This is a genomic window from Pseudomonas sp. NFX183 (assembly GCF_047943075.1).
Classification (GTDB): Bacteria; Pseudomonadota; Gammaproteobacteria; order Pseudomonadales; family Pseudomonadaceae; genus Aquipseudomonas.
The window spans coordinates 437,910-463,555 of sequence record NZ_CP181333.1; the positions used below are offsets into that span (position 1 = coordinate 437,910).

The window sequence follows — 25,646 nt, forward strand, 5'->3', positions numbered from 1 at the left end:
TCAGCGCAATAATTTGCTATCCAACACCACCGACGACTCGCCGATCACACTGTCGGCCAACTGCACAAACTCCGCCGTCGTAATGCTGTTCGCGCGCATCACCGCCTGCGCAAGGTCATCCAGCGAGCGCTTGTTGTGGGTCTTCACGCGAATCTCGCGGTCCAGCTCCTGCAACACCACCACCGCCCGCGCGACGGTCGCGCCGTTGACGTGCTCGCCACGCAACGTGGTCACGTCCTTGCTCTCTTTGCTCAAGCGCGCCTGAATCGCGGCATACCGCTCATCGGTGATCCCGCCCGCGCGGCGTAGCAGCTCGATGGCGTAATACTCGCCAAGCCCTTCGCTGATCCAGTCACTGGTGTCGTGATCATTGAAGCGCCCGATCGCCTGCACCACCTCACGGATCAACGCGCTGCTGCCGTTCTCGCTGACCAGCGGGGTGCGGCTGTTGAGGTAGACCGAGTCGCGCGACGCGAACACGCCACGGCGCATCGGGTCGCTGGCGCCCACCACCAGCAGCTTGGCCGGGTGACGCGGAAACGCGGCCTCCACTTGAGGCCAGACGAAGGTCAGCAGCGTCAGCACGTCCATGCGGCGCATGGCCTGGCCCTTGGGCGAGGCTACGGTGACCTCGGTTTCGCCCAGGCGCACACGACGGCTGCCGAGGGTGCCGGCGAGCATCCAGCCAGTAGGCCGATCGAACAGGCGGGAAACGTTGTCGATGCGGAATTTGTACTTGCCGATGCGCGGCCAGGCGGTTTCGACGCTTTTCCAGCCTGCCGGCAACTCGAACGCCAGGCGCGAGACCAGCTCGACGCCGTCCTGCTGGTCGAGCCGTGCAGCCGGCACCAGGTCTTCGCCTCGGAACAACGCCCAACTCGGCGTCATCCGCGCTTCATACACGCCAGGTTTGCGCGCGTGGGTCAGGCGTACCCGGTAGCTCAGGCTGGCCTTGTCGGCGCTGGGTTGCCACAGGCCGCGGTTGCCGGTGACCGTCCACTGGCCATCGGCCTTGAAGTCGCTGTAATCACCGTCGCGGCCCAGGTCGAAGTTCAGGCTGCGCACCGCCGAGCCTTGGGACAGGCTCACACGCACCTCGGCTTGATCACTCTGGGGCAGCAGTTTGACGTGATAGTCGAGGTCGACTTTCTTCGCGCACCACGCGGGCAGGCTCAGCGCCAGCAACACAAAAGAGGCCGCCAGCTTGGTTGCCACCGTCATACACACTCCTTTTTCAGCCTGCGCGGAAGATCAGGTAATCCTCCCAGTCGTCTTCGGGCACGCTGCCTTCGGCGAGCATGCGACCGGACTGGGAAATGCGTTCGTGGTGCACTGCATCGCGGTCGCCGCAGACCAGGTGGTGCCACAGCGGCAGGTCCTTGCGCTCGCTGACCAGGCGATAGCCGCAGGTTGGCGGCAACCACTTGAACTGGTCGGCCTGGCCCGGCGTGAGCTGGATGCAGTCGGGCACCGAAGCGCGGCGGTTGGGGTAATCGGTGCACTGGCAGGTGTTCAGGTCGAGCAGTTTGCAGGCAATGCGCGTGTAATAAACGCTGTTGTCCTCCTCGTCCTCAAGCTTTTGCAGGCAGCACAGGCCACAGCCGTCGCACAACGACTCCCACTCCTCCTGGTCGAGGTGTTCAAGGGTTTTGCGTATCCAGAAAGGTTCGACTTTAGCGGCCATGGCTCTACATCAGTATCGGTCGGTGAAAAGGCCGCCAGTCTAGTGCCCAAGGCCTCTGGGGCCAAGCGCTTGCGACTGGCGGTGTAACAACACTTGTCAGTGCAGTGGGCGCGCAGTAGCTTTGAACGCCGAATCGCACCTCAGGAACTGCCCATGACACGCGTTGCCGACTACCCGATCCACACCCAATTTACCGAACGCTGGTCGCCTCGCGCCTTTACCGGCGAGAGCATCCCGAAAGACACCCTGCTGAGCTTTTTCGAGGCCGCGCGTTGGGCGCCATCGGCCTACAACTCGCAACCTTGGCGTTTTCTCTACGCGCGCCGTGACACGCCGGATTGGGAACGCTTCCTGGGCCTGCTGAATGAATTCAACCGTACCTGGGCGCAGCATGCGTCAGCCTTGGTGATCATCGCGTCAAAAACCGACTTCACCGCCCCCGGCGCCAGCGAAGAAACCCCGGCGCTGTGGCACACCTTCGACACCGGTTCGGCCTGGGGCCACCTGGCGTTGCAAGCCAGCCTGAGCGGCTGGCACACCCACGGCATGGCCGGTTTCGATCAGGAACTGACCCGCAAAGAACTGAAGATTCCTGAAGGCTACGCGCTGCACGCGGCGGTGGCCGTGGGCAAGCTGGGCGACAAGTCGAGCCTGCCGGAGTACCTGCAGGGCCGTGAAGCGCCAAGCCCACGCAAGCCGTTGAGCGAGCTGGTGTCCGAAGGCGACTTCAGCCTGTAAGCCTTGCTGATATCCCCTGTGGGAGCGGGCTTGCCCGCTGCCACATCAGTAACCGCGTTCGAAGCTCACTTCTGCGCGTAACGCTTGCTTGGCTTGATACGCCCGCAGGTTCTGCACAAACAACTCCACCATCATGCCCGGCGAGGTTGGCGCCGAGCTGTGCCCGGTCAGCAGCAGCCCCCACGCGGTCCAGAACGGATGGCGTTGCGGCAGCGGTTCCTGGCGGCACACGTCGATCACCGCGCCGGCCAGGTGCCCTTCTTTCAGCGCCTCGACAAGGTCGGCATCAACCACGGCCACGCCGCGACCAACGTTGATAAACAAGCCGGTCGGTTTGAATTGCTTGAACAACGCCGCATCGTACAAATCATGCGTGTTTGGCGTGTTGGGCAGCAGGTTGATCACGTAGTCCACCTCGCCCACCAGGCGGCCCAGTTGATCCAGCCCGGCCACTTCGATAAACGGCGCCTGCTCACGCGCGGTGCTGGCGATGCCGTAGAGCTTGACGCCAAACGGCAGCAGAAAATCGGCAACGCTCTGGCCGATATCGCCGGTGCCGACGATCAACACCTTGCGCCCGGCCAGGCTCTGGCCCATGCGGTTGTCCCACTTGCGCTCAACCTGGCTGACCAGCCGCGCGAGCACTTCGCGCTCGTGGCCGAGCATGTAGGTGAGCACAAACTCGGCCATGACCTGGCCAAAAATGCCCACCGCACGGGTCAGGCGATAGTCGCGTGGCAAGCCATCGGCCAGCAGCGGCGTGATGCCCGCCCAAGTCGATTGCAGCCATTGCGGCTGGTGGCCCTGGCGCAACAGGGTGGCAAGCAGATCCGGCTGGCCAAGCCATACCGGGCAATCGGCGGCCAGGCGCGACAGTTCAGCCGAGTCGCCGCTGGTCAGCACCTCAAGGTCCGGTGCCGCTTCGCTCAGCAGCTTGGCGTAGAGCGGGTAATCCTGTTCAGCAATCAGAACACGCATGGTTCAAACCTTTCAAAAACACTGCAGACGGCCGCCCGCATCCTTACGGCCACCGCCAACGAATACGTTTGCATTGAAGAAGGTGCCCGGGTTCGGGCACTGACCGATCACATCGGGTCGTTGCGGCGCAGCAGCTCTTCGGGCAAGTGTTCGATGTACTCATCCTCGGCCGGTGGCATTTGCAGGTGGTAGCCCTGCTTGTCGAGGTTTTCCAGGACCACGGTGATGTCCTCGCGGGACAGCTTGCGCTCCGGCGTCAGAATCATCTCGAAGGCAAGATGGGCCTTGCCGAAGGCCGCCATCAACGGTTCGGGCACACGCTCCAACGCGTCGCTTTTGAGCACGTAGAGGTACATCCCGTCTTTTTTCAAGCTGCGGTAGATGGAGCAAATACGTTTCAAGGCTGTTCTCCGGCAGTGGCCAGGCTGTCGAGCAGCGCCTGGCCCATCAACTCGCGGCGCCAGCCACGCAGCGAGTCTGGCAATTTATAAGGCCCATCGGGGTAGCCACTTTTGACCAGGGCTTCGAGGGTTTTCTTGCGCAGCATCAGTTCCGGCGCCATGTCCAGGCGTTCGGCTTCGGCCTGGCCCAAGGCCCGCAGATGCTTGATCAGCGTGGCGGCGTCCACCGGCAGCGGCTCGGCAACCGCCGGCGGCCATTGGTCCATGGGCACGCTGCCGGCGCGCTTGATCAGGTCCAGCAGAAACTGGCCGTCCTGACGTACGGTGCGCGGGTGCATGTCTTCGATTTTGCCCAGCGCGGCAAGGTTGTCCGGCTGGGATTTGGCCAGGGGCCACAACGAGTGCTCGCGGATAATGCGGTTGCGCGGCAGGTCGCGGGCACGGGCCTGCTGCTCGCGCCAGGCGCACAACTCGCGCAGCACGGCGAGCTGGGCGCGGGACAGCTTCCACGCCAGCTTGGCGTCGCGGTACACCTCGTACGGGTCGACTTCGCGGCGCAGGTTGGCGACCAACTCGGCGCCGTCTTCCAGCACCCAGGCGTATTTGTCGTCTGAGAGCTGCGGACGCAGGCGGATGTAGACCTCGGCCAAGTGCACCGCGTCTTCGGCGGCGTAGCTCACTTGGGTCTCGGACAACGGCCGCTGCAGCCAGTCCGAGCGCGTTTCGCCCTTGGGCAAATCGATATCCAGCACGGCCTGCACCAGGCGCGAATAGCCCATGGAGAAACCGAGGTTCAGGTAAGCCGCCGCCAATTGGGTGTCGAACAACGGCACCGGCAGGCTGCCGGTCAGGCGCAGCAACACTTCCAGGTCTTCGCTGCAGGCGTGCACCACCTTGATCACCGCCGGGTTTTCCAGCAAGGCGGCCAAGGGTTGCCAATTGTCGATGGTCAGAGGGTCGATCAGGTAAGCGCGTACGCCATCGCCGATCTGGATCAGCCCGGCAATGGGATAAAAGGTATCGACCCGCATGAATTCGGTGTCGAGGGCGACGAATGGCAACTGCTGCCATTCGGCGCAATGCTGGCCGAGGCTATCGTTGTCGCAGATCCAGTGAATATCGATGGCCACACGGCTCTCCCTTGAAGAATGGCGCGCAGTATATATCGCGAAAGACGCTTGCGAGCATCCGCAGTGCACACGCCTTCATGAAAACTCCTACAAGAGAGGAAGAATAGTCCGACGGACGGGAGTTAGCTTCTCTTACGCAGTACGTAAACCCGCCACAGCTTGGAGCCCGGCAGGAATTCCTGATGGTTGAGTATTTTGAAACCGGCTTGGCGAAACTCGCCCTCGACAGGTGTGTGTGCGTTCACGGAAACGATCACCGTGTCGCGGCTGACCCGATGGAACTCGCGCAGCAGCGCCAAACGCCCTTCACTGCTGGGTACATGGCGAAACAGTTCCATGCAGAAAATGCAGTCCACCGCATTGGCCGACAAGCCGATGGAAAACGCCGACCCCTGGAATGTTTTGACGCGCTTGAGCAGTGCTGCCGGGTGATGAGTGCGCGCATGGTCGAGCATGGCCTGGGAATTGTCAGAGGCCAGAATCACGCGGTTGATGTGTTCTGCCAACACCGGCCAGAACCGGCCGGAACCACAGGCCAGGTCGAGGATCAGCCCCGGCTCGCCGGCCACTTTCAATGCCTGGCGCACCAACCGCTCATCGCGCCACGCCGCCACGCGCTGGCGCAGGCGCGGCGGGCGTGTGTCGCCGCAGACCCTGGCATGCTCACGGTCACAGCGCTCGGTGAATTCAATTTCGATGGCGGAAGGTGGTTGTGACGGCATCACGGGCTCATGTGTGTGGAACGGTAGTGAACGACCTTGAACCGCAGCTTACCCACTGCAACGTGAAAAAAAGGTCGAAGCCGTCACGGCCACCAAACACCCAAGATCCATTGTGGGCGTTGTCGAGCTTCAGCGAGGCTACGATGGCGGTGGGTCAGGCAACCCATCACTGGCTGACACACCGCTATCGCGGCCAAGCCGGGCTCCCACAGTGGATTACGCCTGGTGCAGATACCAGCGCCAGTCTTGCTCGCCTACCTCGCCCATAAACTGGCGATATTCGGCACGCTTCACCGCCAGGTACACACCCAGGAACTCACTGCCGAACGCATCCCGCGCCCAGCTTGACGCTTCAAGCGCACGCAGGGTGGTGAGCCAGTCGGTGGGCAGCAATTGTTTGGCTTGCGCATAGCCATTGCCTTCCACCGGGGCGCCGGGATCGCGTTGCTCGCGGATGCCGCGATGGATACCCGCCAGGATTGCGGCGGCCGCCAGGTAAGGGTTGGCGTCAGCGCCGCAGATGCGGTGCTCGATGTGTCGGGAATTGGCCGGCCCGCCGGGCACACGCAGGCTCACGGTGCGGTTGTCCACGCCCCAGGTGGCGGCCAGCGGTGCGTAGCTGTTGGTCTGGAAGCGGCGATAGGAGTTGGCGTTGGGGCAGAACATCAGCAACGAATCGAGCAAGGTGCTGAGCATGCCACCCACGGCCTGACGCAGCAGCGGCGTGCCGTCGGCAGCCTCACTGGCGAACAGGTTATTGCCGTGGGCATCCGCGAGGCTGACGTGCATGTGCATGCCGGTGCCCGCCAGGTCGTCGAACGGCTTGGCCATGAAGCAGGCGGTCATCCCGTGTTTATGCGCCACACCCTTGACCAGGCGCTTGTAGCGCACGGCTTCGTCCATGGCCTGCAAGGCATCGGCGCGATGTTCCAGGGTGATTTCAACCTGACCCGGAGCGTATTCGGAGATTGCCGTGCGCGCCGGGATGCCTTGCAGTTTGCACGCGCTATAAAGGTCGGCGAGGAACGGCTCGATCTGCTCCAGCTCGCGCAGGCCGTACACCTGGGTCGAGCGCGGGCGATTGCCGTCCACATCCCGCGCCGGTTGTGGGCGGCCATTGCTGTCGGGTGTCTGGTCGAGCAGGTAAAACTCCAGCTCGGCCGCCATCACCGGGTAGTAACCGTCGGCTTTCAGCCCGTCGATGACCTTGGCGAGCAAATGCCGCGGGTCGGCCACGGTGGCGGGCATGCCCTCGGTGGGGTGCATGCTCACTTGCACGGCGGCCGTGGGAATCAGGCGCCACGGCATGCGCTGCAAGCTCGCGCTGATCGGGTAGGCGCGGCAGTCGATATCCCCGACCTCCCACACCAGCCCGGAGTTTTCCACGTCATCGCCATTAATCGTCAGGCCGAGGATGGTGCTGGGCAACGGCCGGCCACTTTCGTACACCGCCAGCAGCTCATCGCGGTGCAGCCATTTGCCGCGCGGCACGCCGTTGTTGTCGAGGATAAACAGCTCGAACATCTCGATGTCCGGGTGCTGTTCAAGGAAAGATCGGGCTTCGTGCAGGCAGGCGAAATCACTCATGGCAAGTCTCATACGTTTGCGTCAGGCAGGAACATAGGCACCGCGCGCAGGGGCGCTGGGTCTATGGGAAAGATCAACGTAGGAGAGCGGTATCCGGTGGGCGTGCGTGTCGGCAGTGGAACAAGGCCCAGAAGGCCAGTTCGGAAGGAAGGGCCTCGACAACCGCGGTACAGCTGGGCACTAAAGCGCCAGGCAATGTCGCGGGATGAGTGTCGGGGGAACCGTCCATGCGGGATTCACAGTGAGGTAGATGCCCGGCAGCGTCACACGCCTGCACAGGGGGTTTAAATTCAGGGTTGACGGAGTTTGGTTGCAGCTTGGCTAAACATTCACGCCGCTTGCTACCTCGGCGCGCTCCTGGAAATAATGGCCGCCCCGATCTTGCCCCAAGGACTCGACCGCATGAAAGCTCCCCTGGCCCTGTGTGTATTGGCGGGTTTGGCAACCACCGCCCTGGCCGATGCCGCGCCCTCGCGCCTCGATGAGGTGGTGCAGCGCGGCACGCTCACCGTCTGCACCACCGGCGACTACAAGCCTTACACGTCGCTGCGCGCCGATGGCCGTTATGAAGGCATCGACATTGCCATGGCCGAGTCGCTGGCCAAAAGCCTGAATGCGACGATCACGTGGGTGCCGACCACCTGGAAAACCCTGATGCCGGACTTCCTGGCTCAACGCTGTGACATCGCCGTGGGCGGTATTTCGGTGTCGCTGGAGCGCCAGAAAAAGGCCTTCTTCAGCCAGGCGCTGGGTGTGGACGGCAAAATCCCGCTGGTGCGATGCGCCGATGTGCAGCGCTACCAGAGCGTCGAGCAGATCAACCAGCCGCAGGTGCGGGTGATCGAGCCGGCCGGCGGCACCAACGAAGTGTTTGCCCGCGCTCACCTGGGCCAGGCGCAGATCCGCCTGCACGACAACGTGACCATCTTCGACGAGTTGCTGGCGGGCAAGGCGGACGTGATGATCACCGACGCCAGCGAGGCGCGCTTCCAGCAAAAGCTCAAACCCGGGCTGTGCGCAGTCAACCCGCAGCAGCAGATGCAGTACAGCGAAAAGGCCTTCCTGCTGCCCCGCGATGACGTGGCGTGGAAAAGCTATGTCGACCAGTGGTTGCACTTGAGCGTCGCCACCGGGGCGTACGACGCCATCGTCAATCAATGGCTGGCGGCGCCCTGAGCCGCAGCCGTCTACGCTGTGCTCACATCAAACAATAACGAGGGATGAGTAATGAAGGGACTGCTCCGAATCACCTGGCTGCTGCTGTTGTGTTGCAGCCAGGTGCACGCGGCCACTCAGGAGGAGGACGCACAGGCCGCCAAGGCGCTGCTGACCAAGGCCTTGGCCTATTACCAGAGCAATGGCGACAAGGCGTTTGCCGCGTTCAGTCGCCAAGGGGAGTTTGTCGACCATGACCGTTATGTGTTTGTGGTCGACACCCAGGGCGTGTTGCTGGCCAGTGGCGGGCCCTCCTCGGCCTTGATCGGCCGCGATGTGTCCGAGTTGCTCGGGCCTGACTTGCAAGCCTCGTTCAAACAAGCGCTGGCGGTGCCCGAAGGCCAAGGCATCCAGCAGGCCGATTATCGCTGGCAGAACTGGAACGACGGCAAGGTTGAGCACAAACATGTGTTTTATCAGCGCATCGGCGAGCGGATTCTGGCCGTCGGCTATTACCTGCCACGCGCCACGCCAGAGCAGGCTCGCGGTTTGCGCGACAAGGCGGTGAAAGCACTGGTCAAGGATGAAGCCGGCACGCTCAGGGCGATCAATTCGTTGCAGGGCGACTTCCTGCAGGATGACCTGTATGTGTTCGTGGTCGACCTGAATACCGGGCGCTATGTGGCCCACGGCACCAACCTGCGGCTGGTGGACACCGACTTCGCCAAGATCAGGGACCCGGACGGCAAGCCGGTGGGCGAGCCGATTTTGAAGCTGATGGCCGAGCAGGATCAGGGTGAGTACAAGTACCGCTGGAAAAACCCGGTGACCGACAGGGTCGAGAACAAACACGCGTATGTGCGCAAGGCCGGGCACTTCATGGTGGCGGTTGGGTACTACAGCCCCTGATCAGCATTGAAATGCAATCCACTGTGGGAGCTGGCTTGCCTGCGAAAGCGGTGGGTCAGTTTGCATAGCCGGCACTGATACACCGCCTTCGCAGGCAAGCCAGCTCCCACGCTTTGATCTTCATCGGGTCAATTACTTTGCCTTGTCTTCACGCCCACGCAGCACTCGGTTAGGCATCGCAATCGCGGCCGCCAACCCCAGCAACGACACCGCCGCACTCACCATCAGCAAATGCCGGAACGTCACCGCCAACTCCCCGCGCAGCGCATCCTGCGCCGGGCCGGGCGCGGCGTTCAAGCCGTCCAGCAAGACGTTGCCGGAACTGCCTTCGGCCACCAGCGCGCCGCTGGCCAAATGCGCAAAGCTCGAATCCTGCAACAGCGCCAGCAACAAGGCCGACATGCAGGCCACGCCTACGGCCCCGCCCAGGGAACGGAAAAGGTTGGTGGTGCTGGTCGCCACGCCAATATCGCGCTGCTCGACCGAATTCTGCGTCCCCACCAGCGACGTCGGGAACTGCATCCCCGCCGCAATCCCACACAGCAACATGAACATCGCCGTCATCCCGACCGCCTGCGGCGCACTGTAGGCCATGCCCAGAATCGCGAACGGGCTCAGCAACGCGCCGCTCAGAATCATTGGCTTATAGCGCCCGGTCACCGAGGTCATGCGCCCGGCAAAATAAGCCCCCACCGGCAGGCCGAAGGCCAGCGGCAGCAGGTGCAGCGCGGCGCTGTCCGCCCCCGAACCGGTCACCGTCTGATACCGCAGCGGCATCAACACCGTCAGGGAAATCGCCTGAAAACTGGTGAAAAAAATCGTGCACCAGCACAACACGGCGCTGCGATTGGCAAACAGGTGCATCGGCAGCAAAGGCTCGCGCGCGCGGCGTTCATGCCAGACAAACACCGTGAGCGCCACGCCCGCACACACCAGCAGCCCGAGCACTTGCTGGTCGCGCCAATGATGGCCCTGGCCGATCTCGGTGATGCCCAGCAGCAAGGCCGTGAGGCCGATGATCATCAGCAAGGTGCCGACATAATCGATGATCGGCTTGCGCTGCGGCACCGGCAACCCGACCAGGGTGCGATGCGCCACATACCAGGCGCCGGCGCCCAGCGGCAGGTTGATCAGAAACACCCAACGCCAGGACAGATACTCGGTCATGTACCCGCCCAGCACCGGCCCGGCCACGCTGGCCACCGCGTACATGCTGCTGAAATAACCCTGATAACGCCCGCGCTCACGCGGTGGAATGATGTCACCAATGATCGCCTGGCTCACCGAAATCATCCCGCCGGCGCCGATGCCCTGCAGAATGCGCGCCAGCACCAGTTGCTCCATGTTTTGCGCCATGGCGCAAAACAGCGACGCCAGCGTGAACACGCCCATGCCGATCAGCATCATCGGGCGACGCCCGTACAAGTCACCGAGCTTGCCGTAAATCGGCACCGCCACCGTCATCGCCACCATGTAGCCGGAGATCACCCAGGCCAGCAGGTTGACGTCATGGAACTGCGCGGAGATGGCCGGCATGGACACGGCGACGATGGTCTGGTCCAGTGCGCCGAGGAAGATCGCCATCATCAAGGCGGCAAGCACACTGCGCACGGCGGGAACGGGTTGGGTGGGCTGGTTGAGGTTGGTCACGGCAGAACCTTCGAGCAAGGCCCACGGGCAGAAAGGGCCCGCGGGAATGCTCGGTACGATAGCAGGCTACTCGATAGCTTCGTAAGCAAGCCCGACGTAATTTTCTGCAATGGTTGTGCGCCCGGCCTGCGAATCGACGAAATACGCCAGCTCACTCTCGGCGATGCGCTGGCTGAAGCCATCCGCGTCCGCAAACTGGTGCAGCATGGAGGTCATCCACCATGAAAACCGCTCGGCCTTCCACACCCGGCGCAGGCAGATTGCCGAGTACTGCGGCAATAAGTCCACGCGCCCCTCGCGATACACCTTGAGCAGGATGCGAAACAGCGTATTCACGTCACTGGCCGCCAGGTTCAACCCCTTGGCCCCGGTCGGCGGCACGATATGCGCCGCATCCCCGAGCAGGAACAGGCGCCCGTATTGCATCGGTTCCACCACAAAGCTGCGCAGCGGCGCGATGCTTTTTTCGATCGACGGCCCGGTCACCAACTGTGTGGCCAGGGCGCTGGGCAGGCGGGTTTTCAGCTCCTCCCAGAAACGCTCATCCGACCATTCATCCAGCGCCGTTTCAGCCGGCACTTGCAGGTAATAACGGCTGCGGGTCGGCGAACGCATGCTGCACAGCGCAAAGCCGCGCGGGTGCTTGGCGTAGACCAGTTCGGCATGCACCGGTGGCGTGTCGGCAAGGACGCCCAGCCAACCAAAGGGGTAGACGCGCTCGAAAACCTTTAACGAATCAGCCGGAATGGATTGGCGCGCCACGCCATGGAAACCATCACAGCCGGCAATGTAGTCGCACTCCACACGAAAGGCTTCGCCCTGATGCTCGAAGGTCAGCCACGGTCGATCACTTTTAAGGTCATGGGGCTGCACGTTGTGCGCTTCGTACAGCGTGAGGGCGCCGGCGGCTTCACGCGCTTGCATCAGGTCGCGGGTCACTTCGGTCTGGCCGTAGATCATCACCGACCGGCCACCGGTCAAGCCCTTGAGGTCGATATGGCTGAGCTGGCCATTGAGCGCCAGCTCGAAACCGTCATGCACCAGGCCTTCGGCGTCCATGCGCTGGCTGACACCGGCTTCGCGCAGCAGGTCGACCATGCCTTGCTCCAGCACCCCGGCACGGATGCGGCCTTGCACGTAATCGGCCCGCTGGCGCTCTAGCACCAGGGTCTGGATACCCGCGTTGTGCAGCAGTTGACCGAGCAACAGTCCGGAGGGACCGGCGCCGATAATGGCGACTTGGGTTTTCAGCGTTTTCATTATTTTTAGGGTCCGCAAGGCTCACCCGAACGGATGAGGTGAAAGAGTTGTCATTGATCTTGTTGCTGACATTTTTCACTTGAGTGACCGCCATAAGAAGGTGAAAACTGAGACAAAGCCTGCGCTTTTTGCCAATCGGGGCGATTACCGAACCACTATCCTGAGTATCGGATTGAAACCATGACCAAAACTGCCAGTACCGCGATTCCGGTCTTCAAGCTTTACGGGGAAAGCCAGCAATGGCCGACGCCCGATTTGTTGCACTGTGAAACCATTTCCCGGCGCAGTCGGGAATACCAGTGGGAAATCCAGCCCCACCGGCACGCGGACCTGTGCCAGTTGCTGTACGTGCATAAAGGCCAGGCGCAACTGGAAATCGAAGGCCAGCGCACCACGCTCGACGAGGCGACCTTGCAGGTGCTGCCGCCCTTGTGTGTGCATGGGTTTCGGTTTGCCGAAGATGTCGAAGGGTTCATCGTCACGCTGTCAGCGCCGCTGGTCAGCCATTTGCAGACGCAGCTGGGCTCGACGGTGGACGGCTTGCAAGCCCTGGGCAACTACCCGGCGGGCAAGGACAGCGACTACCTCAACAGCCTGTTTGCGCGCCTGCAGGACGAATACGCCGATGAGCAACCGGCGCGCGACATGATGATGCACGCCTTGGTCAGCGTGCTGCTGGTGTGGATCAGCCGCCAGGCGATCCAGCGCCGCCACGCGCGCGCACCGCGAGGGCGTGAATATTTCCGGCGGTTTACCCAACTGGTCGAACAGCATTACCGCGAGCACCCCAAGATCGAAGACCTGGCGCACAAGCTGGGCATCTCGGTTTCACACCTGAACGGCACGTGTCGGGAATTGGGTGGGCAACCTGCGCTGCAGATCATGCATGACCGCCAGTTGCTGGAAGCCAAGCGCCTGCTGACCTACACCAGCATGACCATCAATGAGATGTCGGAGGTGCTGGGGTTTTCCGACCCGACCAACTTCTCGCGACTGTTTCGTCGCCGGGTCGGGTTCTCGCCCAAAGCGTTCCGCGAGCAGTTGAAGGCCGAACAGCCTACCTGAGCGCGCTGAAACTGCCGGTACGCGGCAGGCACATGTCCTGATGGCAACTGACCGCAAAGGTCGGCTGCATGCGGGTCTGTTCAACCCGGTACGCGGCAGTGCCGTACAGCGCGGTAGCCAGGGCGCACAGGATGAAAATCATCAGGTACTTTCTGATTTTTAGAGTCATGGCACACCTCTGAACTGATCGACTCGGTGCTGTTTAAAGCATAGGTCAGCCAGCAAGAGTTGCCATTATTGGACGCCATTCAAGATCTTTATGTCGGATTCAAAGGCCGACATCCCACACCGGTTCCTCAGGAAAGCGCAGCACCAGAAAATCCAGCAGGCTGCGCAGCGCCAACGGCATGTGCTTGCGCGAGGCGTACACCGCGTAGACATTCATTTGCTGGGGCTCTGCCTCGGGCAGCAAACGGATCAGTTCGCCGCTGCGGATGTAATCCCCCGCCTGATAACTGGGGAGCCGCGCCACCCCTGCCCCCGCCAATGTCACCCGTAACAGGGCGGTCGCTTCGTTAGCGCTGATATTGCCCTGCACCGCCACCGACACCGGTTCAGCGTTTTCGGTGAAGTGCCACAGGCTTTTGCCGAAGTAAGTGTGCGTCAGGCAGTTGTGCTTCGCCAGGTCGTGCACGTGCTGCGGACGCGGGTGCTCCAGCAGGTAGGCCGGGGACGCGCAAATGACCGAGCGGCAGAGGGTCAGCTTGCGAGCGATCAGGTTGGGGTCCAGCTCAAAACTGGTGCGAATCGCCAGGTCGATACGCTCATCCACCAGGTTCACCGTACGGTCGAGCATCTGCAGATCGATACTGACCAACGGGTTGCGCTTGACGAACTCGGCCACGGCGTCCGCCAATTGCGCCTGGCCGAATGAGCTGCTGACACTCAGCCGTAGCTGGCCGCGCGGCGCTTCGTCCGGCTCGCTGACGGCGGCCTGCATGTCGCTGCACAACTCCAGCAACTGCTGCGCTCGGGGCAGCATTTCGCTACCCGCCGCGGTGAGGCTGAGCTTGCGCGTGGTGCGATGCATCAGCCGCGCGCCCATCCAATCCTCAAGCTCTGCCAGATAACGTGAAACGACCGGCCGCGACAGGTCCAGCTGATCCGCCGCCGCCGACTGGCTACCCAGGTCAACGACCGTGACAAACACCCGCATTGCTTGAAGACGATCCATGATTTGCACGCTTTCAGAAACAAACTATGTTCAAGCATGGCATTTTTTGTGACGTTTAGTGCAACTAAGCTCTGTGCATCACTAACCTGCTGCTGGAGCTGCACATGATCTCGACGCTTAAACGATTGGCCACGGCCATGGCCGCCCTGGCATTCGCCGCCCATGCCGCGGCAGCCGATCTGACGCTGGATGCTTATAACCCTGGTACCTCGGCGATGATGCCCGTCAGTTCGGTACTGGTCAGCGGCGAGCACGACGTCATCCTCGTGAACGCGCAATTCGGCAATGCCCAAGCCGAGCAACTGGTGACAAAGATTCGCGCCAGCGGCAAGCGCCTGACCACCATCTATGTCAGCGACGGCGACCCGGATTACTACTTCGGCCTTGAAGTGCTGACGAAGGCGTTCCCCGCCGCCAAGGTGGTAGCCACCCAGCCGGTGGTCGACCATATCAAGGCCACCGCCGAGCAGAAACTCGCGTTCTGGGGCCCTAAGCTGGGTGCCGACAAACCGGCCAAAGCCATCATCCCGCAGGTGCTCCAAGGCCATAGCCTGACCCTGGAAGGCAAGACGCTGGAAGTGGTCGGCCTGGACGGCCCGCAGCCGGACCGCACGTTCGTGTGGATTCCATCGATCAAGGCCGTGGTGGGCGGCGTTGTGGTGTTCGAGAACACCCACGTGTGGATGGCCGATACACAAACCGCCCAGTCCCACGCTGACTGGCTGGCAACCTTGCAACGTATCGAAGACCTGAAACCGCGCACCGTGATTCCGGGTCACTACCTGGGTACACCCACTGTGCAGTCCGTGGCATTCACCGCGGGCTATATCAAAGCGTTCGATGAGGAAACCGCCAAGGCCAAGGACTCCACTGCGCTGATCGCGGCCATGAAAAAGCGTTACCCGAAACTTGAAGATGAGAGCAGCCTGGAACTCGGTGCCAAAGTCGCCAAGGGCGAAATGAAGTGGTGAATGGTTTTAAACCTTAACGTACTGGAGAGCGTCATGAGCAAGATCGCAATCATTGGTGCCACCGGCCGCGCCGGTAGCCAACTGTTGGAAGAAGCGCTGCGTCGTGGGCATACCGTCACCGCCCTTGCGCGTAATACCGGTACGCTGACCGCACGCCCGGGCGTCACCGTCAAACAGGTCGACGCCCTGGATGCCAACGCCTTGCAACAGGCGGTCAGCGGCAACGACGTGGTGATCAGTGCGGCGCACTTCGCCACACTGCCGGCCAGTGCGGTGATCGGCCCGGTGAAGAACGCCGGGGTGAAACGCCTGCTGGTGGTCGGCGGTGCAGGTTCGTTGTTGTTGCCGGATGGCAGCCGAGTCATCGACAGCCCTGGCTTCCCGGCGGAGTACAAGGCCGAGGCCAGCGCCGGCGCTGAATTTCTTGATGCGTTGCGCCAGGAAAAAGAGCTGGACTGGACCTTCCTGTCGCCGTCGGCGGAGTTCGTTGAGACTGAGCGCACCGGCAAATTCCGTGTCGGCCAGGATGACTTGCTGGTGAGCGCTGAAGGGCGTAGCTGGATCAGCTTTGCGGACTACGCGATTGCGTTGATCGACGAGGTTGAGTCGCCGAAGCACTCGCGCCAACGATTCACCGTAGGCTACTGACCCTGTAGGAGCTGGCTTGCCTGCGATAGCATCACCGCGGTATGGCTGACACACCGAGGTGCCTGCATCGCAGGCAAGCCAGCTCCCACACAAGCCCGCTGCCACTTTTGGGTCTGCGGTATTACGACGGTTGGGCTTGGCTCACCAGCCACGCCATCAGCGCTTCAAGCCCGGCCGAAGGCTCAGTGCCCGGCGGGTACACCAGGTAATACCCCATCCCGGTCGGCACGCGCAGTTCAAACGGCGTCGCCAGCCGCCCCGCTTTCACATCCTCGCCAATCAACGCACTGTCGCCAATCGCCACTCCCGAGCCCTGGGACGCCACCGTCATTGCCAGGTCCAGCGTTTCAAAATGATGCCCCTGGGCCAGGTTGCTCAAGCGCGTGTTCGCAGCCTTCAGCCACAACGCCCAATCGCGCTCGTCCCGCGTGGGGTGCAGCAGCACCTGGCGCTGCAAATCAGCCGGTGTGTGCAGGCTGGCGAGCAACGCCGGCGCGCAGACCGGGGTGAGTTGTTCATCGAACAAATGCCGCGCCTGCGCCGACTGCTCGGCGATGGGCGCATAGATCACCGCCGCGTCGAATTGCTCGCGGCGAAAGTCCACGGTGTAGGCCACGGTGGTGGTGAGTTCCACCGGCACGTCCGGGCGTTCCTTTTGCCACTGCATCAGGCGCGGCAGCAGCCAGCGCATCACACACGTGGAGGCCTTGAGTTGCAGGGTCTGGCGGCGGCTGCCGATCTGCTCCACCGCGTCGCCGATCAAGCCAAACACCTGCTGCGCCCGCAGCGACCACTCGCGGCCCTCTTCGGTCAGGCTCAAGCCCCGCGCCTGGCGCTGGAACAAGGCATAGCCCAAATGGCTTTCGAGCCCGGCAATCTGCCGGCTCACCGCACCTTGGGTGATGTGCAGTTGCTCGGCGGCGCGGGTGAAGTTGCAGCACTGGGCCGTGACCCAGAAGGTGTGCAGCGCGGGTAGCGGTGGCAAGCGTTTCATTGGGCGCAGCCATGACGTGGGGACATGGCTAGTATGACTTTTTATCGATTGTTGGCGCTACCGGCCTGCCGCTCCAATAGCGCCTCGAATCAACAACAAGAGCGACATGTATGGCGACCTGCGGCGAAGTATTGGTCAACCTCCTGGAACGCTACGGCGTAGACCAGGTGTTCGGCATTCCCGGCGTGCACACCGTCGAGTTGTACCGTGGCCTGGCGCGCTCGAGCATCCGTCACGTCACCCCGCGCCACGAACAGGGCGCAGGCTTCATGGCCGACGGCTATGCGCGCACCCGCGGTAAACCTGGTGTGTGTTTCATCATCACCGGCCCCGGCATGACCAACATCACCACCGCCATGGGCCAGGCCTATGCCGACTCGATCCCGATGCTGGTGATTTCCAGTGTGCAATCGCGCAGCCAATTGGGTGGCGGGCGCGGCAAGCTGCATGAGCTGCCGAACCAGAGCGCGATGATCGCGGGCGTGGCGGCGTTCTCGCACACCTTGATGTCGTCGGCGGAGTTGCCTGGCGTGCTGGCCCGCGCGTTTGCGCTGTTCCAGGCCGGGCGACCGCGCCCGGTGCACATCGAGATTCCGCTGGATGTGCTGGTCGAAAACGCCGATGCCCTGCTCGGCAGCGAGCCGGTCAGCGTGGCGCGCGCCGGTGCCGCGCCGGCGGCGGTGAAGCAGATGAGCCAGTGGCTGGCGGCAGCAAAACGCCCGCTGATCCTCGCCGGCGGCGGCGCCATCGAGGCGGCCACCGAATTGACCCGCCTGGCCGAACGGCTTGGCGCACCGGTGGCCCTGACCATCAACGCCAAAGGCATGCTGCCGGCCGCGCACCCGTTGCTGATCGGCTCGACCCAGACGCTGGTCGCCACCCGCGCCCTGGTCGCCGAAGCCGATGTGGTGCTGGCCATCGGCACCGAACTGGCGGAAACCGATTACGACGTGACCTTCGCCGGGGGGTTCGAGATTCCCGGCGCGCTGCTGCGCATCGACATCGACCCAGACCAGACCGTGCGCAATTACCCGCCTCAGGTCGCACTGGTGGCCGATGCGCAGATCGCAGCCGAAGCGTTGTTGGCCGCGCTGGACAGCCAGGTATTGGGCGAGCGCGACCCCGACTGGGGCAGCCCACGCGTCGCGCGCCTGTGGGCTGAGTTGACGCCCACCTGGGACGCCGCCACCCGCGCGCAAACCCTGTTTCTCAACACCGTGCTGGCGGAACTGCCCGGCGCCGTGCTGGTGGGCGACTCCACCCAACCGGTGTACAGCGGCAACCTGACGCTGAACCTCGACCACCCACGCCGCTGGTTCAATTCCTCCACCGGCTACGGCACCTTGGGCTACGCCCTGCCCGCAGCGATTGGCGCCTGGCTGGGACGCGGCGACGGGCAACCGGTGGTGTGCCTGATCGGCGACGGCGGCCTGCAATTCAGCCTGCCGGAACTGGCCAGCGCGGTCGAGGCGCGCGTGCCGGTCATCGTGCTGCTGTGGAATAACCAGGGTTACGAGGAGATCAAGAAGTACATGCTCAACCGCGCCATCGAGCCGGTTGGTGTGGACATCTACACCCCGGACTTTATCGGTGTGGCCAAAGCCTTGGGCTGCGCCGCCGAGAGCATTCAGGGTATCGCGCAGCTGCGCACGGCATTGCGCGCCGCCGCTGATCGCCAGGGGCCGACGCTGATAGAAATCGACCAGAGGCTGTGGATGCAGGAGGTCGCGGTATGAGCGCAGTATTGAACGGTGTGTTTATTGCGGGCGAATGGCGTGCAGGCCATGACGTCATCGAGGTGATTAACCCCGCCACCGAAGCCACCCTGGCCCACGTCAGCGTGGGCGATGCGAGCACCGTGGCCCAAGCGGTGGAGGCGGCCAGCGCGGCGTTCATCGACTGGTCGAAAAGCACCGGCCGTGACCGCGCCGCCGTGCTGCGCAAGATCGCCCAGGGCGTGAGCGCCCAGCGCGAGCAGCTGATGCAGTTGCAGTCGAGCAACAATGGCAAGCCGCTGTTTGAGGCCGGCATTGATGTGGACGATGTGATCGCCACCTTCGACTACTACGCCGGCATGTGCGACGACATGGACGCCGCGCAAGACCGCCCGGTGGCACTGCCCGGCGAGGACTTCAGCGCACGCCTGCGCCGTGAGCCCTGTGGTGTGGTCGGGCTGATTGTGCCGTGGAATTTCCCGATGGTGACCACCGCCTGGAAACTCGCCCCGGCCCTGGCGGCCGGATGTTGCGTGGTGCTCAAGCCATCGGAAGTCACGCCGTTGGCCGAGTTGCAACTGGCGAAGATTATTGCCCAGGCAGGGCTGCCGGCGGGTGTGTTCAACCTGGTCTGCGGCACGGGCCTGGCGGTTGGCGCACCGCTGGCCGCAGACCGCCGCGTGGCGAAGATGTCCTTCACCGGCAGTAACGCCGTCGGCGTGCAAGTGATGCAACGCGCGGCAGAAACCATCAAGGGTGTAAGCCTTGAGCTGGGTGGTAAATCCTCGTTGCTGGTGCTCGCGGATGCCGACCTCGACCTGGCGGTGGAGCTGGCCTGTGGTGGTGGTTTTTTCAACGCCGGGCAGATGTGTTCGGCCACCAGCCGCGTGCTGGTGGCTGACAGCTTGGCGGACGCGTTCCTGCAGCGTTTGCAGACGCGGGCCGAAGGGATTCGCGTGGCAGACCCATTTGCCGATGAGGTGGAAATGGGCGCGTTGATCAACCGTGCGCAGTATCAGCGGGTGCTGGGGCATATTCAGCGTGGCATCGCAGACGGCGCGCGTTTGCTGTGCGGCGGTGAACGACCGGCCGAACTGGCAAAGGGCTATTTCATTCGCCCGACCGTGTTTACCGATGTGCCGTTGAACAGCGCGTTGTGGAACGAAGAGATCTTCGGCCCGGTGCTGTGTGTACGACGTTTTACCACTGCCGAGGAAGCCATTGCCCTGGCCAATGACAGCGATTTCGGCCTGGTCGCCAGTGTGGTGAGCGCCGATGTCGACACCGCCGAACGCGTGGCCAATGCCTTGCAGGCCGGGCTTGTGTGGATCAACGCCCCGCAGGTGATCTTCCCGCAAACGGCATGGGGTGGTTACAAGCAGAGCAGCATCGGCCGCGAGTTGGGGCCTTGGGGCTTGGCGGCGTTTCAGGAGATCAAGCATGTGATCCGCGCCCTCTAGCGACTGGGATCCTTTGTGGGAGCGGGCTTGCTCGCGAAAGCGGCGCATCAGGCAATGAATCTGCGAATGACACACCGCATTCGCGAGCAAGCCCGCTCCCACATTTTGAATCGCTGTGTGCCAGTCACCTGCAATTTTTAGATAGCCCCAACGATTTTCTGATTTGCTCCCCTCCCCCCTGCGTGGCCTGATTCGCCCTTGTCTCTTCAAGGCCCGCCCATGGAAAACGTTCGCGCAACGCCCACCACCGCCGTCTGGCTGATGATCAGCGTCGTACTGGTCGCCCTGAACCTGCGCCCGTCGATGGCTGCCGTCGGTCCGCTGTTGTCATCGATTCGCGGCGATGTGCCGTTGAGTTTCAGCAGCGCCGCCCTGCTGACCATGCTGCCGGTCATGGCCATGGGCCTGGCGATGTTCTTTGGCATGGGCCTGGGTAAACGCGTTGGCGAGCACCGCAGCATTGTGCTGTCGCTGCTGGTGATTGGCTTGGCCACGCTGTCGCGACTGTTTCTGGATTCGGCGCCAGGGTTGATCGTCAGCGCCATCGCTGCCGGCGTCGGTATCGCGATGATCCAGGCGTTGATGCCGGCGCTGATCAAGACACGCTTCAGCGCCAACGTCTCGCTGTTCATGGGCCTGTACGTCACCGCCATCATGGGGGGCGCGGCACTGGCCGCTTCGTTCGCGCCGCTCGTGCAGATGCAGACCGGCAGCTGGCGTATCGGCCTGGCCATCTGGGCGGCGCTCGCGCTATTGGCGCTGGTGTTCTGGTACGCCCAGCGTTCGGCAATGCCGCCACTGCCCCAGGCCGCTGCCGGCGCGCAAGAATCGTTTTTCGGCAATCGTCGTGCTTGGTTGCTGGCGATCTTCTTTGGCCTGGGCACCGCCTCCTACACCTGTGTGCTGGCGTGGCTGGCGCCCTACTACGTGGAGCAAGGCTGGAGCGAACAACATGCCGGCTTGCTGCTGGGGTTCTTGACCGCCATGGAAGTCGTGTCCGGCCTGGTCACCCCGGCCATCGCCAACCGCCGCCAGGATAAGCGCGGGGTAGTCGCGGTGTTGCTGGTGCTGATCATCTGCGGTTTCTGCGGCCTTATTCTCAGCCCTCAATCCCTGAGCCTACTGTGGCCTTGCCTGCTGGGCCTGGGCATTGGCGGTCTGTTTCCGATGAGCCTGATCCTGTCCCTCGACCACTTGGACAACCCGCGCCGCGCTGGTGGGCTGACCGCGTTCGTGCAAGGCATCGGCTACCTGATTGCTGGCCTGTCGCCACTTATTGCCGGGATGATCCGCGACCAACTCGGCAGCTTCGAATGGGCCTGGTGGTCACTGACCGCCGTGATAGGGGTGATGCTGCTGATCGTCACGCGGTTCAATCCAAAGCATTACGCACGACATATCCGCTGACGTCGTATTGCCAACATTTTTTGTCCCACACCAAACATAGAAACGCCCTACAGAGCTTTCTATTGGCACGACCGTTCCGTTAAGCTTTTGCCCTTGTCGCGCGCTGCCTCAGTGCCAAGGCTTACCGGATGGAACGGATGCTAAACAGTAATTTGCTCAGAAAGCTCGATATGCAGGACTTGATGGTGTTCATCGCCGTCTACGACCAGAGCAGCGTTACCGAGGTGTCTGAAACGCTGTTCGTCAGCCAGTCCACTGTGAGTTACAGCCTGAAGAAACTGCGCACCAGTTTCGAGGATGAGCTGTTTATCAACACGCGGGCAGGCATGCGGCCTACGTACAAAGCCACGACCATGTACGGGCATGTGCAGAAGATCCTCGAGAGCATCAACCTGTGCCACGCCGGTGGCCAGGCCTTCGACCCGACGCAGAAGGCCGTGACCTTCAATGTGTGCGCGCCGGAGTACTTTGAGCAACTGATCCTGCCGCGCCTGTTGAAGAACTTCGACCGCGCCGACCTGCCTGTGATCGTCAATGTGCAAAAGCTGGAAACCGAGATTCCCGCCGAGGACTTGCGCGAAGGTCGCCTCGACCTGGTGATTTGTTTCGGCCCGAACTTTCACCGCGCCCACAAAGACTTCAAGGCCCAGATGCTGCTGGAAGATGATTTGGTGTGTGTGTTCGATAAACGCGCGACCCCGCGCGAGCCGGCGTTCAGCCTGCAATCCTTCGTCGAGCGGCGCCACGTGTTCCCCACGCCCTGGACCTCCCACACCAACATGATCGACGGCTGGCTGGCCCGCCAGGCCCACAAGCGCCAAGTGGTCGCCAGGGCCAACAGTTACAGCGCCGCGTTGAAGATGATCACCGGCACCGACTTCATCGTCACCCTGCCGCGCCGCGTGCAAAAGCTCTTGGCGCCCGCCAGCGTGTTTGGCCATTGCGAGGCGCCCAACGGGCTGCCGGGGTTCACCCTGGACATGCAGTGGAACGAAACCAGCGGCCAGGACAGCGCCAATACCTGGTTTCGTGAGCAAGTGGTGAGGGTGTGCGCCGATCAGGGGTTGTTGTAGCCCTCAGCCAATCGCGACCTTGCTGTAGGAATCGCGATCCATATCCACCAGCAAGACGCTGAGTTGAACTTGAATATCCGCCGGCCATTCGCCCTGGTCCTGCAACGCCGCCAACAGGCTTTCCGACAACTGCTTCTTGACCTGCGGCGAGCGCCCGCTGAGCAGTGACAGCTTCAGCGCAATAAACCCGCGCGGGTTGAGTGAGGTGCCGACCTGAAACGTCTCAACCTTGACGGCGCGGCTTTTGATATCGAACTCGGAACCGAACTGCCCGGACGCCATCAGCACATTGTTGAGCCGCAACAGGGTTTTCTCGACGGCCAGGCCGGTCAGATTGGCGGTGTATTCCAGGTGCAGATGCGGCATGAAAAGCTCCGAATAGTTGTAGGAAAAAGAGCGATACATATAGCACGCAGCCGAACCGAATCAGAACGCTTTCAGTGTGAAACTTCGATCAGGCTGCGCAGCGCACGGTTTTCCCAAACGGCTACGATCACCAGCACCGCCGTGGTCAGCGCGCCCAGCACCAAGGCCGAAAACACCTGCTGCAACCCAAGCGGCAACACCACCAGCAACATCAGCAACCCGCCGAGGTGCGACAGCGGTGGCAATGACCGGTCACTCATGACCCACTTGAACAACGCGCTGCCCACTAGAAACAACCATGGGCCGGCGATGATCGCCACCACGCCGGCCTGGCTGGCGTGGCCCGGATGCACCAGCACCAGTTCGTCGGCCACCGCGCTGACAATGATGCCGGCGACAATCAACACGTGCAGGTAGGTATAGGCAACTCGCGCCTGGCGGCCCGGGTCGGCAGAGCTGGCAATGCGGTGATGGGCGCGCTCGGCGCCGCTGTCGAAATAGATCCACCACAGCGCAATGCTGCCCACCACCGCCACCAGGAATGCGCCCAGGCCTTCCACGCTCCAGGGCAATTGGGCAAAGGTGGCGCCGGTCACCAGCAATGATTCGCCAAGGGCAATGATCACAAACAGGCCGCAGCGTTCGGCCATGTGGTTGCCTTCGACGTTCCAGTCCGCCAGGGTCGAACGCCCCAGGCCCGGTACCCAGAAATACACCGACGGCGATATCAGTTCGATCAACAGCGCCAGCGCCCAGAAGGCCAGACGTTGTTGACCGTCGAGCAGGCTGCCGGTGATCCAGAACACGCCGGAACACAGCATCCACGCCAGGATTCGCTGAAAATTGCGAATCATGTTCAGCGACTCGCCGCGCACTGCCCACAACGCAAACAGCGTGCGTCCTACCTGCATGAACACGTAGGCGCCGGCAAACAGTACACCTCGGTCGGTAAAAGCCTTGGGAATCGAGGAAGACAGCAGCAGACCGGCCACCATCAAGCCGAACAGGCCGAGGCGGATCGGGATTTTTTCCGGATCGAGCCAGTTGGTGATCCACGACGTGAAGATCCACACCCACCACACCGCGACCATCATCAGCGCCACCTGCACCGCCCCGCCCAGGGTCAGGTGAGCCAGCAGCGAATGGGACAATTGGGTCACGGCGAACACAAACACCAAGTCGAAAAACAGCTCGACCATGCCGACTTTGCCACTGTCATGACTGCCGCGCCCACGCAGCAAGGAACGGGATGGAATCATCGGTGGCACTCCTGAAGTGGGTTATCTCAAGATTTTGTCGCCAGCACCGGCAGCATGTCGCGCTCGCTCATGAACGCCTCCAGCCGCGAGCGCATCCAGCGTTCCGCCGGGTCGGTGTCGACGTGGCTGAGCCAGACCATGGACAAGTCCAGCGTCGGCGTTTCGAACGGAAAGGGCTCGCAAAACAGGTTGCCGCCAGCGGCCATGGCCTGGGCGGTGTAGTCCGGCAAGCTGGCGATCATGTCAGTGCCGGCGAGCAGCGCCGGCAGCGCACTGTATTGCGGCACCGACAGCACCACATGGCGCTTGCGGCCAATTTCGGCCAGCCATTCATCGGCAAACCCGGACACGTTGGCGGTGTGGGACACCAGCACATGAGGGCGTGCGCAATATTCGTCGAGGGTCAGCGGTTTATCCGAGGCGTCGGCGCGCAACAGGCAGGGGCGTATATGCCGCAGCAGTTTACGTTTGGCGTTCGCCGGCAGGCCGCGGGTCTGGGTGATGCCGACGGTGATATCGCCGGACGCCAGCAGATCAGGAATGCGCCAGTAATCAACGTGCTGCACCACGAACACCACCAACGGCGCTTCCTGGCGCAACGCCCGCAGCAAGGGCGGCAGCAGGCCGAACTCGACGTCATCGGACAAACCGATGCGAAAGGTCATGGTGCTCTGGGTGGGGTCGAAATCGTGGGTCAGGCTCAGGGCCGACGACAGTGAATCCAGGGCCGGCGACAGGTGCTGAATGATCTCCTCGGCGCGCGCGGTGGGTTCCATACGGTGGCCGACGCGAATAAACAGCGGGTCATTGAACAAGGTGCGCAAACGGTTGAGGGCCGAACTGATGGTCGGCTGACCGAGAAACAGCTTCTCCGCCACCCGCGTGACATTGCGCTCGAGCATCAGTGCTTCGAAGACCACCATCAGGTTGATGTCGGCCTTGCGTAATTCATTGCGATTCATCGGCACCTGCCCCTTTCCCCAAGACAAGCCGCAGTTTAGAAAGCCCGCGGGGCTGCGTCTATGTGAACACTGTTCATCCGGCGGCTTTGGGATTATAAATCAGCGCTTGAAGGCCGCAGGAACACCATCGTGCTGTTCATTATTGCCCTGGCCATTGTGGTGGCCGGGTTTTGTCTCTGGGTAGTCAAGGGGATCGCCAACCCCACGGTGAGGACGCTGACGCGGGTGTTTGTCGGCCTGTGCCTGGCAACCGTGATCGCGTTTGTGGTGTTGGCGTGGGGGGTTCCCGTCTCCGTGCTGCTTTCATGAGCCGTTGCATTCATCCACTCTCAGCAAGG

General features: G+C 62.5%; 26 protein-coding genes. 11 read left to right on the top strand and 15 right to left on the bottom strand.

Going from position 1 to position 25,646, the window contains the following annotated elements:
• Together ACM530_RS02145 and ACM530_RS02150 are read right to left on the bottom strand one after the other, a co-directional pair.
• Entirely contained in the window at nt 1-1,221 is a 1,221-nt protein-coding gene (locus tag ACM530_RS02145) for a hypothetical protein (protein WP_416364173.1), read from the bottom strand.
• Nucleotides 1,222-1,234: 13 nt separating this feature from the next.
• The gene (locus ACM530_RS02150; RefSeq protein ID WP_106576966.1) at nt 1,235-1,684 is read right to left on the bottom strand and encodes a YcgN family cysteine cluster protein; all 450 of its coding nucleotides are present in this window, start codon (nt 1,682-1,684) and stop codon (nt 1,235-1,237) included.
• 153 nt (nt 1,685-1,837) lie between these two features.
• On the opposite strand from ACM530_RS02150, the gene ACM530_RS02155 reads away from it, so the two are divergent.
• Nucleotides 1,838-2,422 carry a nitroreductase family protein gene (locus tag ACM530_RS02155; RefSeq protein WP_242194000.1) on the top strand — a complete coding sequence of 195 codons (585 nt, stop codon included), beginning with the start codon at nt 1,838-1,840 and terminating at the stop codon, nt 2,420-2,422.
• A 45-nt stretch (nt 2,423-2,467) separates the two neighbouring features.
• Here the strand turns inward: ACM530_RS02155 and ACM530_RS02160 are convergent, their stop codons facing one another.
• The 5 genes from ACM530_RS02160 to ACM530_RS02180 all read right to left on the bottom strand — a co-directional run bounded on the left by ACM530_RS02160 (nt 2,468) and on the right by ACM530_RS02180 (nt 7,240).
• Complete coding sequence (locus ACM530_RS02160; protein ID WP_242194002.1) at nt 2,468-3,400, bottom strand: D-2-hydroxyacid dehydrogenase; 933 nt, start codon at nt 3,398-3,400, stop codon at nt 2,468-2,470.
• A gap of 107 nt (nt 3,401-3,507) precedes the next feature.
• Nucleotides 3,508-3,801 carry a YcgL domain-containing protein gene (locus ACM530_RS02165; protein ID WP_056857316.1) on the bottom strand — a complete coding sequence of 98 codons (294 nt, stop codon included), beginning with the start codon at nt 3,799-3,801 and terminating at the stop codon, nt 3,508-3,510.
• The gene (gene rnd, locus ACM530_RS02170; protein WP_262206361.1) at nt 3,798-4,931 is read right to left on the bottom strand and encodes a ribonuclease D; all 1,134 of its coding nucleotides are present in this window, start codon (nt 4,929-4,931) and stop codon (nt 3,798-3,800) included. The genes ACM530_RS02165 and rnd overlap by 4 nt, the downstream gene beginning before the upstream one ends.
• 122 nt (nt 4,932-5,053) lie before the next feature.
• Nucleotides 5,054-5,653 carry a class I SAM-dependent methyltransferase gene (locus ACM530_RS02175; protein ID WP_242194006.1) on the bottom strand — a complete coding sequence of 200 codons (600 nt, stop codon included), beginning with the start codon at nt 5,651-5,653 and terminating at the stop codon, nt 5,054-5,056.
• Between the two features lie 216 nt (nt 5,654-5,869).
• On the bottom strand, nt 5,870-7,240 hold the full coding sequence (locus ACM530_RS02180; RefSeq protein ID WP_416364174.1) for a glutamine synthetase family protein: 1,371 nt from the start codon (nt 7,238-7,240) through the stop codon (nt 5,870-5,872).
• A 402-nt stretch (nt 7,241-7,642) separates the two neighbouring features.
• On the opposite strand from ACM530_RS02180, the gene ACM530_RS02185 reads away from it, so the two are divergent.
• Together ACM530_RS02185 and ACM530_RS02190 are read left to right on the top strand one after the other, a co-directional pair.
• The gene (locus ACM530_RS02185) at nt 7,643-8,416 is read left to right on the top strand and encodes a transporter substrate-binding domain-containing protein (protein ID WP_145162973.1); all 774 of its coding nucleotides are present in this window, start codon (nt 7,643-7,645) and stop codon (nt 8,414-8,416) included.
• Nucleotides 8,417-8,467: 51 nt separating this feature from the next.
• Entirely contained in the window at nt 8,468-9,304 is an 837-nt protein-coding gene (locus tag ACM530_RS02190) for a cache domain-containing protein (protein WP_416364175.1), read from the top strand.
• 132 nt (nt 9,305-9,436) lie between these two features.
• Here the strand turns inward: ACM530_RS02190 and ACM530_RS02195 are convergent, their stop codons facing one another.
• Nucleotides 9,437-10,954: an MDR family MFS transporter gene (locus ACM530_RS02195; RefSeq protein WP_416364176.1), complete on the bottom strand. Its 1,518-nt coding sequence runs from the start codon at nt 10,952-10,954 to the stop codon at nt 9,437-9,439.
• A 66-nt stretch (nt 10,955-11,020) separates the two neighbouring features.
• The gene (gene pobA, locus ACM530_RS02200; RefSeq protein ID WP_416364177.1) at nt 11,021-12,214 is read right to left on the bottom strand and encodes a 4-hydroxybenzoate 3-monooxygenase; all 1,194 of its coding nucleotides are present in this window, start codon (nt 12,212-12,214) and stop codon (nt 11,021-11,023) included.
• 180 nt (nt 12,215-12,394) lie between these two features.
• Between pobA and ACM530_RS02205 the strand changes: the two genes are divergently transcribed.
• The gene (locus ACM530_RS02205) at nt 12,395-13,279 is read left to right on the top strand and encodes a helix-turn-helix domain-containing protein (RefSeq protein WP_145162965.1); all 885 of its coding nucleotides are present in this window, start codon (nt 12,395-12,397) and stop codon (nt 13,277-13,279) included.
• On the opposite strand, the gene ACM530_RS02210 is transcribed toward ACM530_RS02205, so the two are convergent.
• Both ACM530_RS02210 and ACM530_RS02215 read right to left on the bottom strand, forming a co-directional pair.
• Nucleotides 13,272-13,448: a hypothetical protein gene (locus ACM530_RS02210; protein ID WP_164487913.1), complete on the bottom strand. Its 177-nt coding sequence runs from the start codon at nt 13,446-13,448 to the stop codon at nt 13,272-13,274. The two genes, ACM530_RS02205 and ACM530_RS02210, sit on opposite strands and share 8 nt — an antisense overlap.
• Before the next feature lie 99 nt (nt 13,449-13,547).
• Nucleotides 13,548-14,453, bottom strand: coding sequence for a LysR family transcriptional regulator (locus ACM530_RS02215; protein WP_416364178.1), 906 nt, complete (start codon nt 14,451-14,453; stop codon nt 13,548-13,550).
• A gap of 104 nt (nt 14,454-14,557) precedes the next feature.
• Between ACM530_RS02215 and ACM530_RS02220 the strand changes: the two genes are divergently transcribed.
• Nucleotides 14,558-15,424, top strand: coding sequence for an MBL fold metallo-hydrolase (locus ACM530_RS02220; protein WP_416364179.1), 867 nt, complete (start codon nt 14,558-14,560; stop codon nt 15,422-15,424).
• A gap of 33 nt (nt 15,425-15,457) precedes the next feature.
• The gene (locus ACM530_RS02225) at nt 15,458-16,072 is read left to right on the top strand and encodes an NAD(P)-dependent oxidoreductase (RefSeq protein ID WP_416364180.1); all 615 of its coding nucleotides are present in this window, start codon (nt 15,458-15,460) and stop codon (nt 16,070-16,072) included.
• A 121-nt stretch (nt 16,073-16,193) separates the two neighbouring features.
• Here ACM530_RS02225 and ACM530_RS02230 read toward each other — a convergent pair whose 3' ends face one another.
• Nucleotides 16,194-17,066, bottom strand: coding sequence for a LysR substrate-binding domain-containing protein (locus ACM530_RS02230; RefSeq protein WP_416364181.1), 873 nt, complete (start codon nt 17,064-17,066; stop codon nt 16,194-16,196).
• A 110-nt stretch (nt 17,067-17,176) separates the two neighbouring features.
• Between ACM530_RS02230 and ACM530_RS02235 the strand changes: the two genes are divergently transcribed.
• The 4 genes from ACM530_RS02235 to ACM530_RS02250 all read left to right on the top strand — a co-directional run bounded on the left by ACM530_RS02235 (nt 17,177) and on the right by ACM530_RS02250 (nt 22,721).
• A complete protein-coding gene (locus tag ACM530_RS02235) occupies nt 17,177-18,802 on the top strand; it encodes a 5-guanidino-2-oxopentanoate decarboxylase (protein WP_416364182.1) in 1,626 nt (541 codons plus the stop codon).
• Nucleotides 18,799-20,241 (top strand): aldehyde dehydrogenase family protein, encoded by a 1,443-nt coding sequence (locus ACM530_RS02240; RefSeq protein WP_416364183.1) that lies wholly within the window; start codon nt 18,799-18,801, stop codon nt 20,239-20,241. The genes ACM530_RS02235 and ACM530_RS02240 overlap by 4 nt, the downstream gene beginning before the upstream one ends.
• Before the next feature lie 219 nt (nt 20,242-20,460).
• Complete coding sequence (locus tag ACM530_RS02245) at nt 20,461-21,648, top strand: cyanate transporter (protein ID WP_369300666.1); 1,188 nt, start codon at nt 20,461-20,463, stop codon at nt 21,646-21,648.
• A gap of 137 nt (nt 21,649-21,785) precedes the next feature.
• Nucleotides 21,786-22,721: a LysR family transcriptional regulator gene (locus ACM530_RS02250; RefSeq protein WP_416364184.1), complete on the top strand. Its 936-nt coding sequence runs from the start codon at nt 21,786-21,788 to the stop codon at nt 22,719-22,721.
• 3 nt (nt 22,722-22,724) lie between these two features.
• On the opposite strand, the gene ACM530_RS02255 is transcribed toward ACM530_RS02250, so the two are convergent.
• The 3 genes from ACM530_RS02255 to ACM530_RS02265 form a co-directional block, all read right to left on the bottom strand.
• Complete coding sequence (locus ACM530_RS02255; protein ID WP_145162947.1) at nt 22,725-23,087, bottom strand: 5-carboxymethyl-2-hydroxymuconate Delta-isomerase; 363 nt, start codon at nt 23,085-23,087, stop codon at nt 22,725-22,727.
• A 71-nt stretch (nt 23,088-23,158) separates the two neighbouring features.
• Nucleotides 23,159-24,346, bottom strand: a complete 1,188-nt coding sequence (locus tag ACM530_RS02260; protein WP_416364185.1) for a low temperature requirement protein A — start codon at nt 24,344-24,346, stop codon at nt 23,159-23,161.
• A 26-nt stretch (nt 24,347-24,372) separates the two neighbouring features.
• Nucleotides 24,373-25,308, bottom strand: coding sequence for a LysR substrate-binding domain-containing protein (locus ACM530_RS02265; RefSeq protein WP_106576984.1), 936 nt, complete (start codon nt 25,306-25,308; stop codon nt 24,373-24,375).
• 129 nt (nt 25,309-25,437) lie between these two features.
• On the opposite strand from ACM530_RS02265, the gene ACM530_RS02270 reads away from it, so the two are divergent.
• Entirely contained in the window at nt 25,438-25,617 is a 180-nt protein-coding gene (locus ACM530_RS02270; RefSeq protein WP_106576985.1) for a hypothetical protein, read from the top strand.
• Nucleotides 25,618-25,646: the final 29 nt, after the last annotated feature.

Coding starts and splice junctions, on each gene's coding strand:
- ACM530_RS02145 (WP_416364173.1), bottom strand. CDS start 1,221: ATGACGGTGGCAACCAAGCTGGCGGCCTCTTTTGTGTTGCTGGCGCTG.
- ACM530_RS02220 (WP_416364179.1), top strand. CDS start 14,558: ATGATCTCGACGCTTAAACGATTGGCCACGGCCATGGCCGCCCTGGCA.
- ACM530_RS02155 (WP_242194000.1), top strand. CDS start 1,838: ATGACACGCGTTGCCGACTACCCGATCCACACCCAATTTACCGAACGC.
- ACM530_RS02160 (WP_242194002.1), bottom strand. CDS start 3,400: ATGCGTGTTCTGATTGCTGAACAGGATTACCCGCTCTACGCCAAGCTG.
- ACM530_RS02245 (WP_369300666.1), top strand. CDS start 20,461: ATGGAAAACGTTCGCGCAACGCCCACCACCGCCGTCTGGCTGATGATC.
- ACM530_RS02235 (WP_416364182.1), top strand. CDS start 17,177: ATGGCGACCTGCGGCGAAGTATTGGTCAACCTCCTGGAACGCTACGGC.
- ACM530_RS02210 (WP_164487913.1), bottom strand. CDS start 13,448: ATGACTCTAAAAATCAGAAAGTACCTGATGATTTTCATCCTGTGCGCC.
- ACM530_RS02225 (WP_416364180.1), top strand. CDS start 15,458: ATGAGCAAGATCGCAATCATTGGTGCCACCGGCCGCGCCGGTAGCCAA.
- ACM530_RS02265 (WP_106576984.1), bottom strand. CDS start 25,308: ATGAATCGCAATGAATTACGCAAGGCCGACATCAACCTGATGGTGGTC.
- ACM530_RS02250 (WP_416364184.1), top strand. CDS start 21,786: ATGCTAAACAGTAATTTGCTCAGAAAGCTCGATATGCAGGACTTGATG.
- ACM530_RS02190 (WP_416364175.1), top strand. CDS start 8,468: ATGAAGGGACTGCTCCGAATCACCTGGCTGCTGCTGTTGTGTTGCAGC.
- pobA (WP_416364177.1), bottom strand. CDS start 12,214: ATGAAAACGCTGAAAACCCAAGTCGCCATTATCGGCGCCGGTCCCTCC.
- ACM530_RS02260 (WP_416364185.1), bottom strand. CDS start 24,346: ATGATTCCATCCCGTTCCTTGCTGCGTGGGCGCGGCAGTCATGACAGT.
- ACM530_RS02180 (WP_416364174.1), bottom strand. CDS start 7,240: ATGAGTGATTTCGCCTGCCTGCACGAAGCCCGATCTTTCCTTGAACAG.
- ACM530_RS02255 (WP_145162947.1), bottom strand. CDS start 23,087: ATGCCGCATCTGCACCTGGAATACACCGCCAATCTGACCGGCCTGGCC.
- ACM530_RS02240 (WP_416364183.1), top strand. CDS start 18,799: ATGAGCGCAGTATTGAACGGTGTGTTTATTGCGGGCGAATGGCGTGCA.
- ACM530_RS02230 (WP_416364181.1), bottom strand. CDS start 17,066: ATGAAACGCTTGCCACCGCTACCCGCGCTGCACACCTTCTGGGTCACG.
- ACM530_RS02205 (WP_145162965.1), top strand. CDS start 12,395: ATGACCAAAACTGCCAGTACCGCGATTCCGGTCTTCAAGCTTTACGGG.
- ACM530_RS02175 (WP_242194006.1), bottom strand. CDS start 5,653: ATGCCGTCACAACCACCTTCCGCCATCGAAATTGAATTCACCGAGCGC.
- ACM530_RS02185 (WP_145162973.1), top strand. CDS start 7,643: ATGAAAGCTCCCCTGGCCCTGTGTGTATTGGCGGGTTTGGCAACCACC.
- ACM530_RS02150 (WP_106576966.1), bottom strand. CDS start 1,684: ATGGCCGCTAAAGTCGAACCTTTCTGGATACGCAAAACCCTTGAACAC.
- ACM530_RS02215 (WP_416364178.1), bottom strand. CDS start 14,453: ATGGATCGTCTTCAAGCAATGCGGGTGTTTGTCACGGTCGTTGACCTG.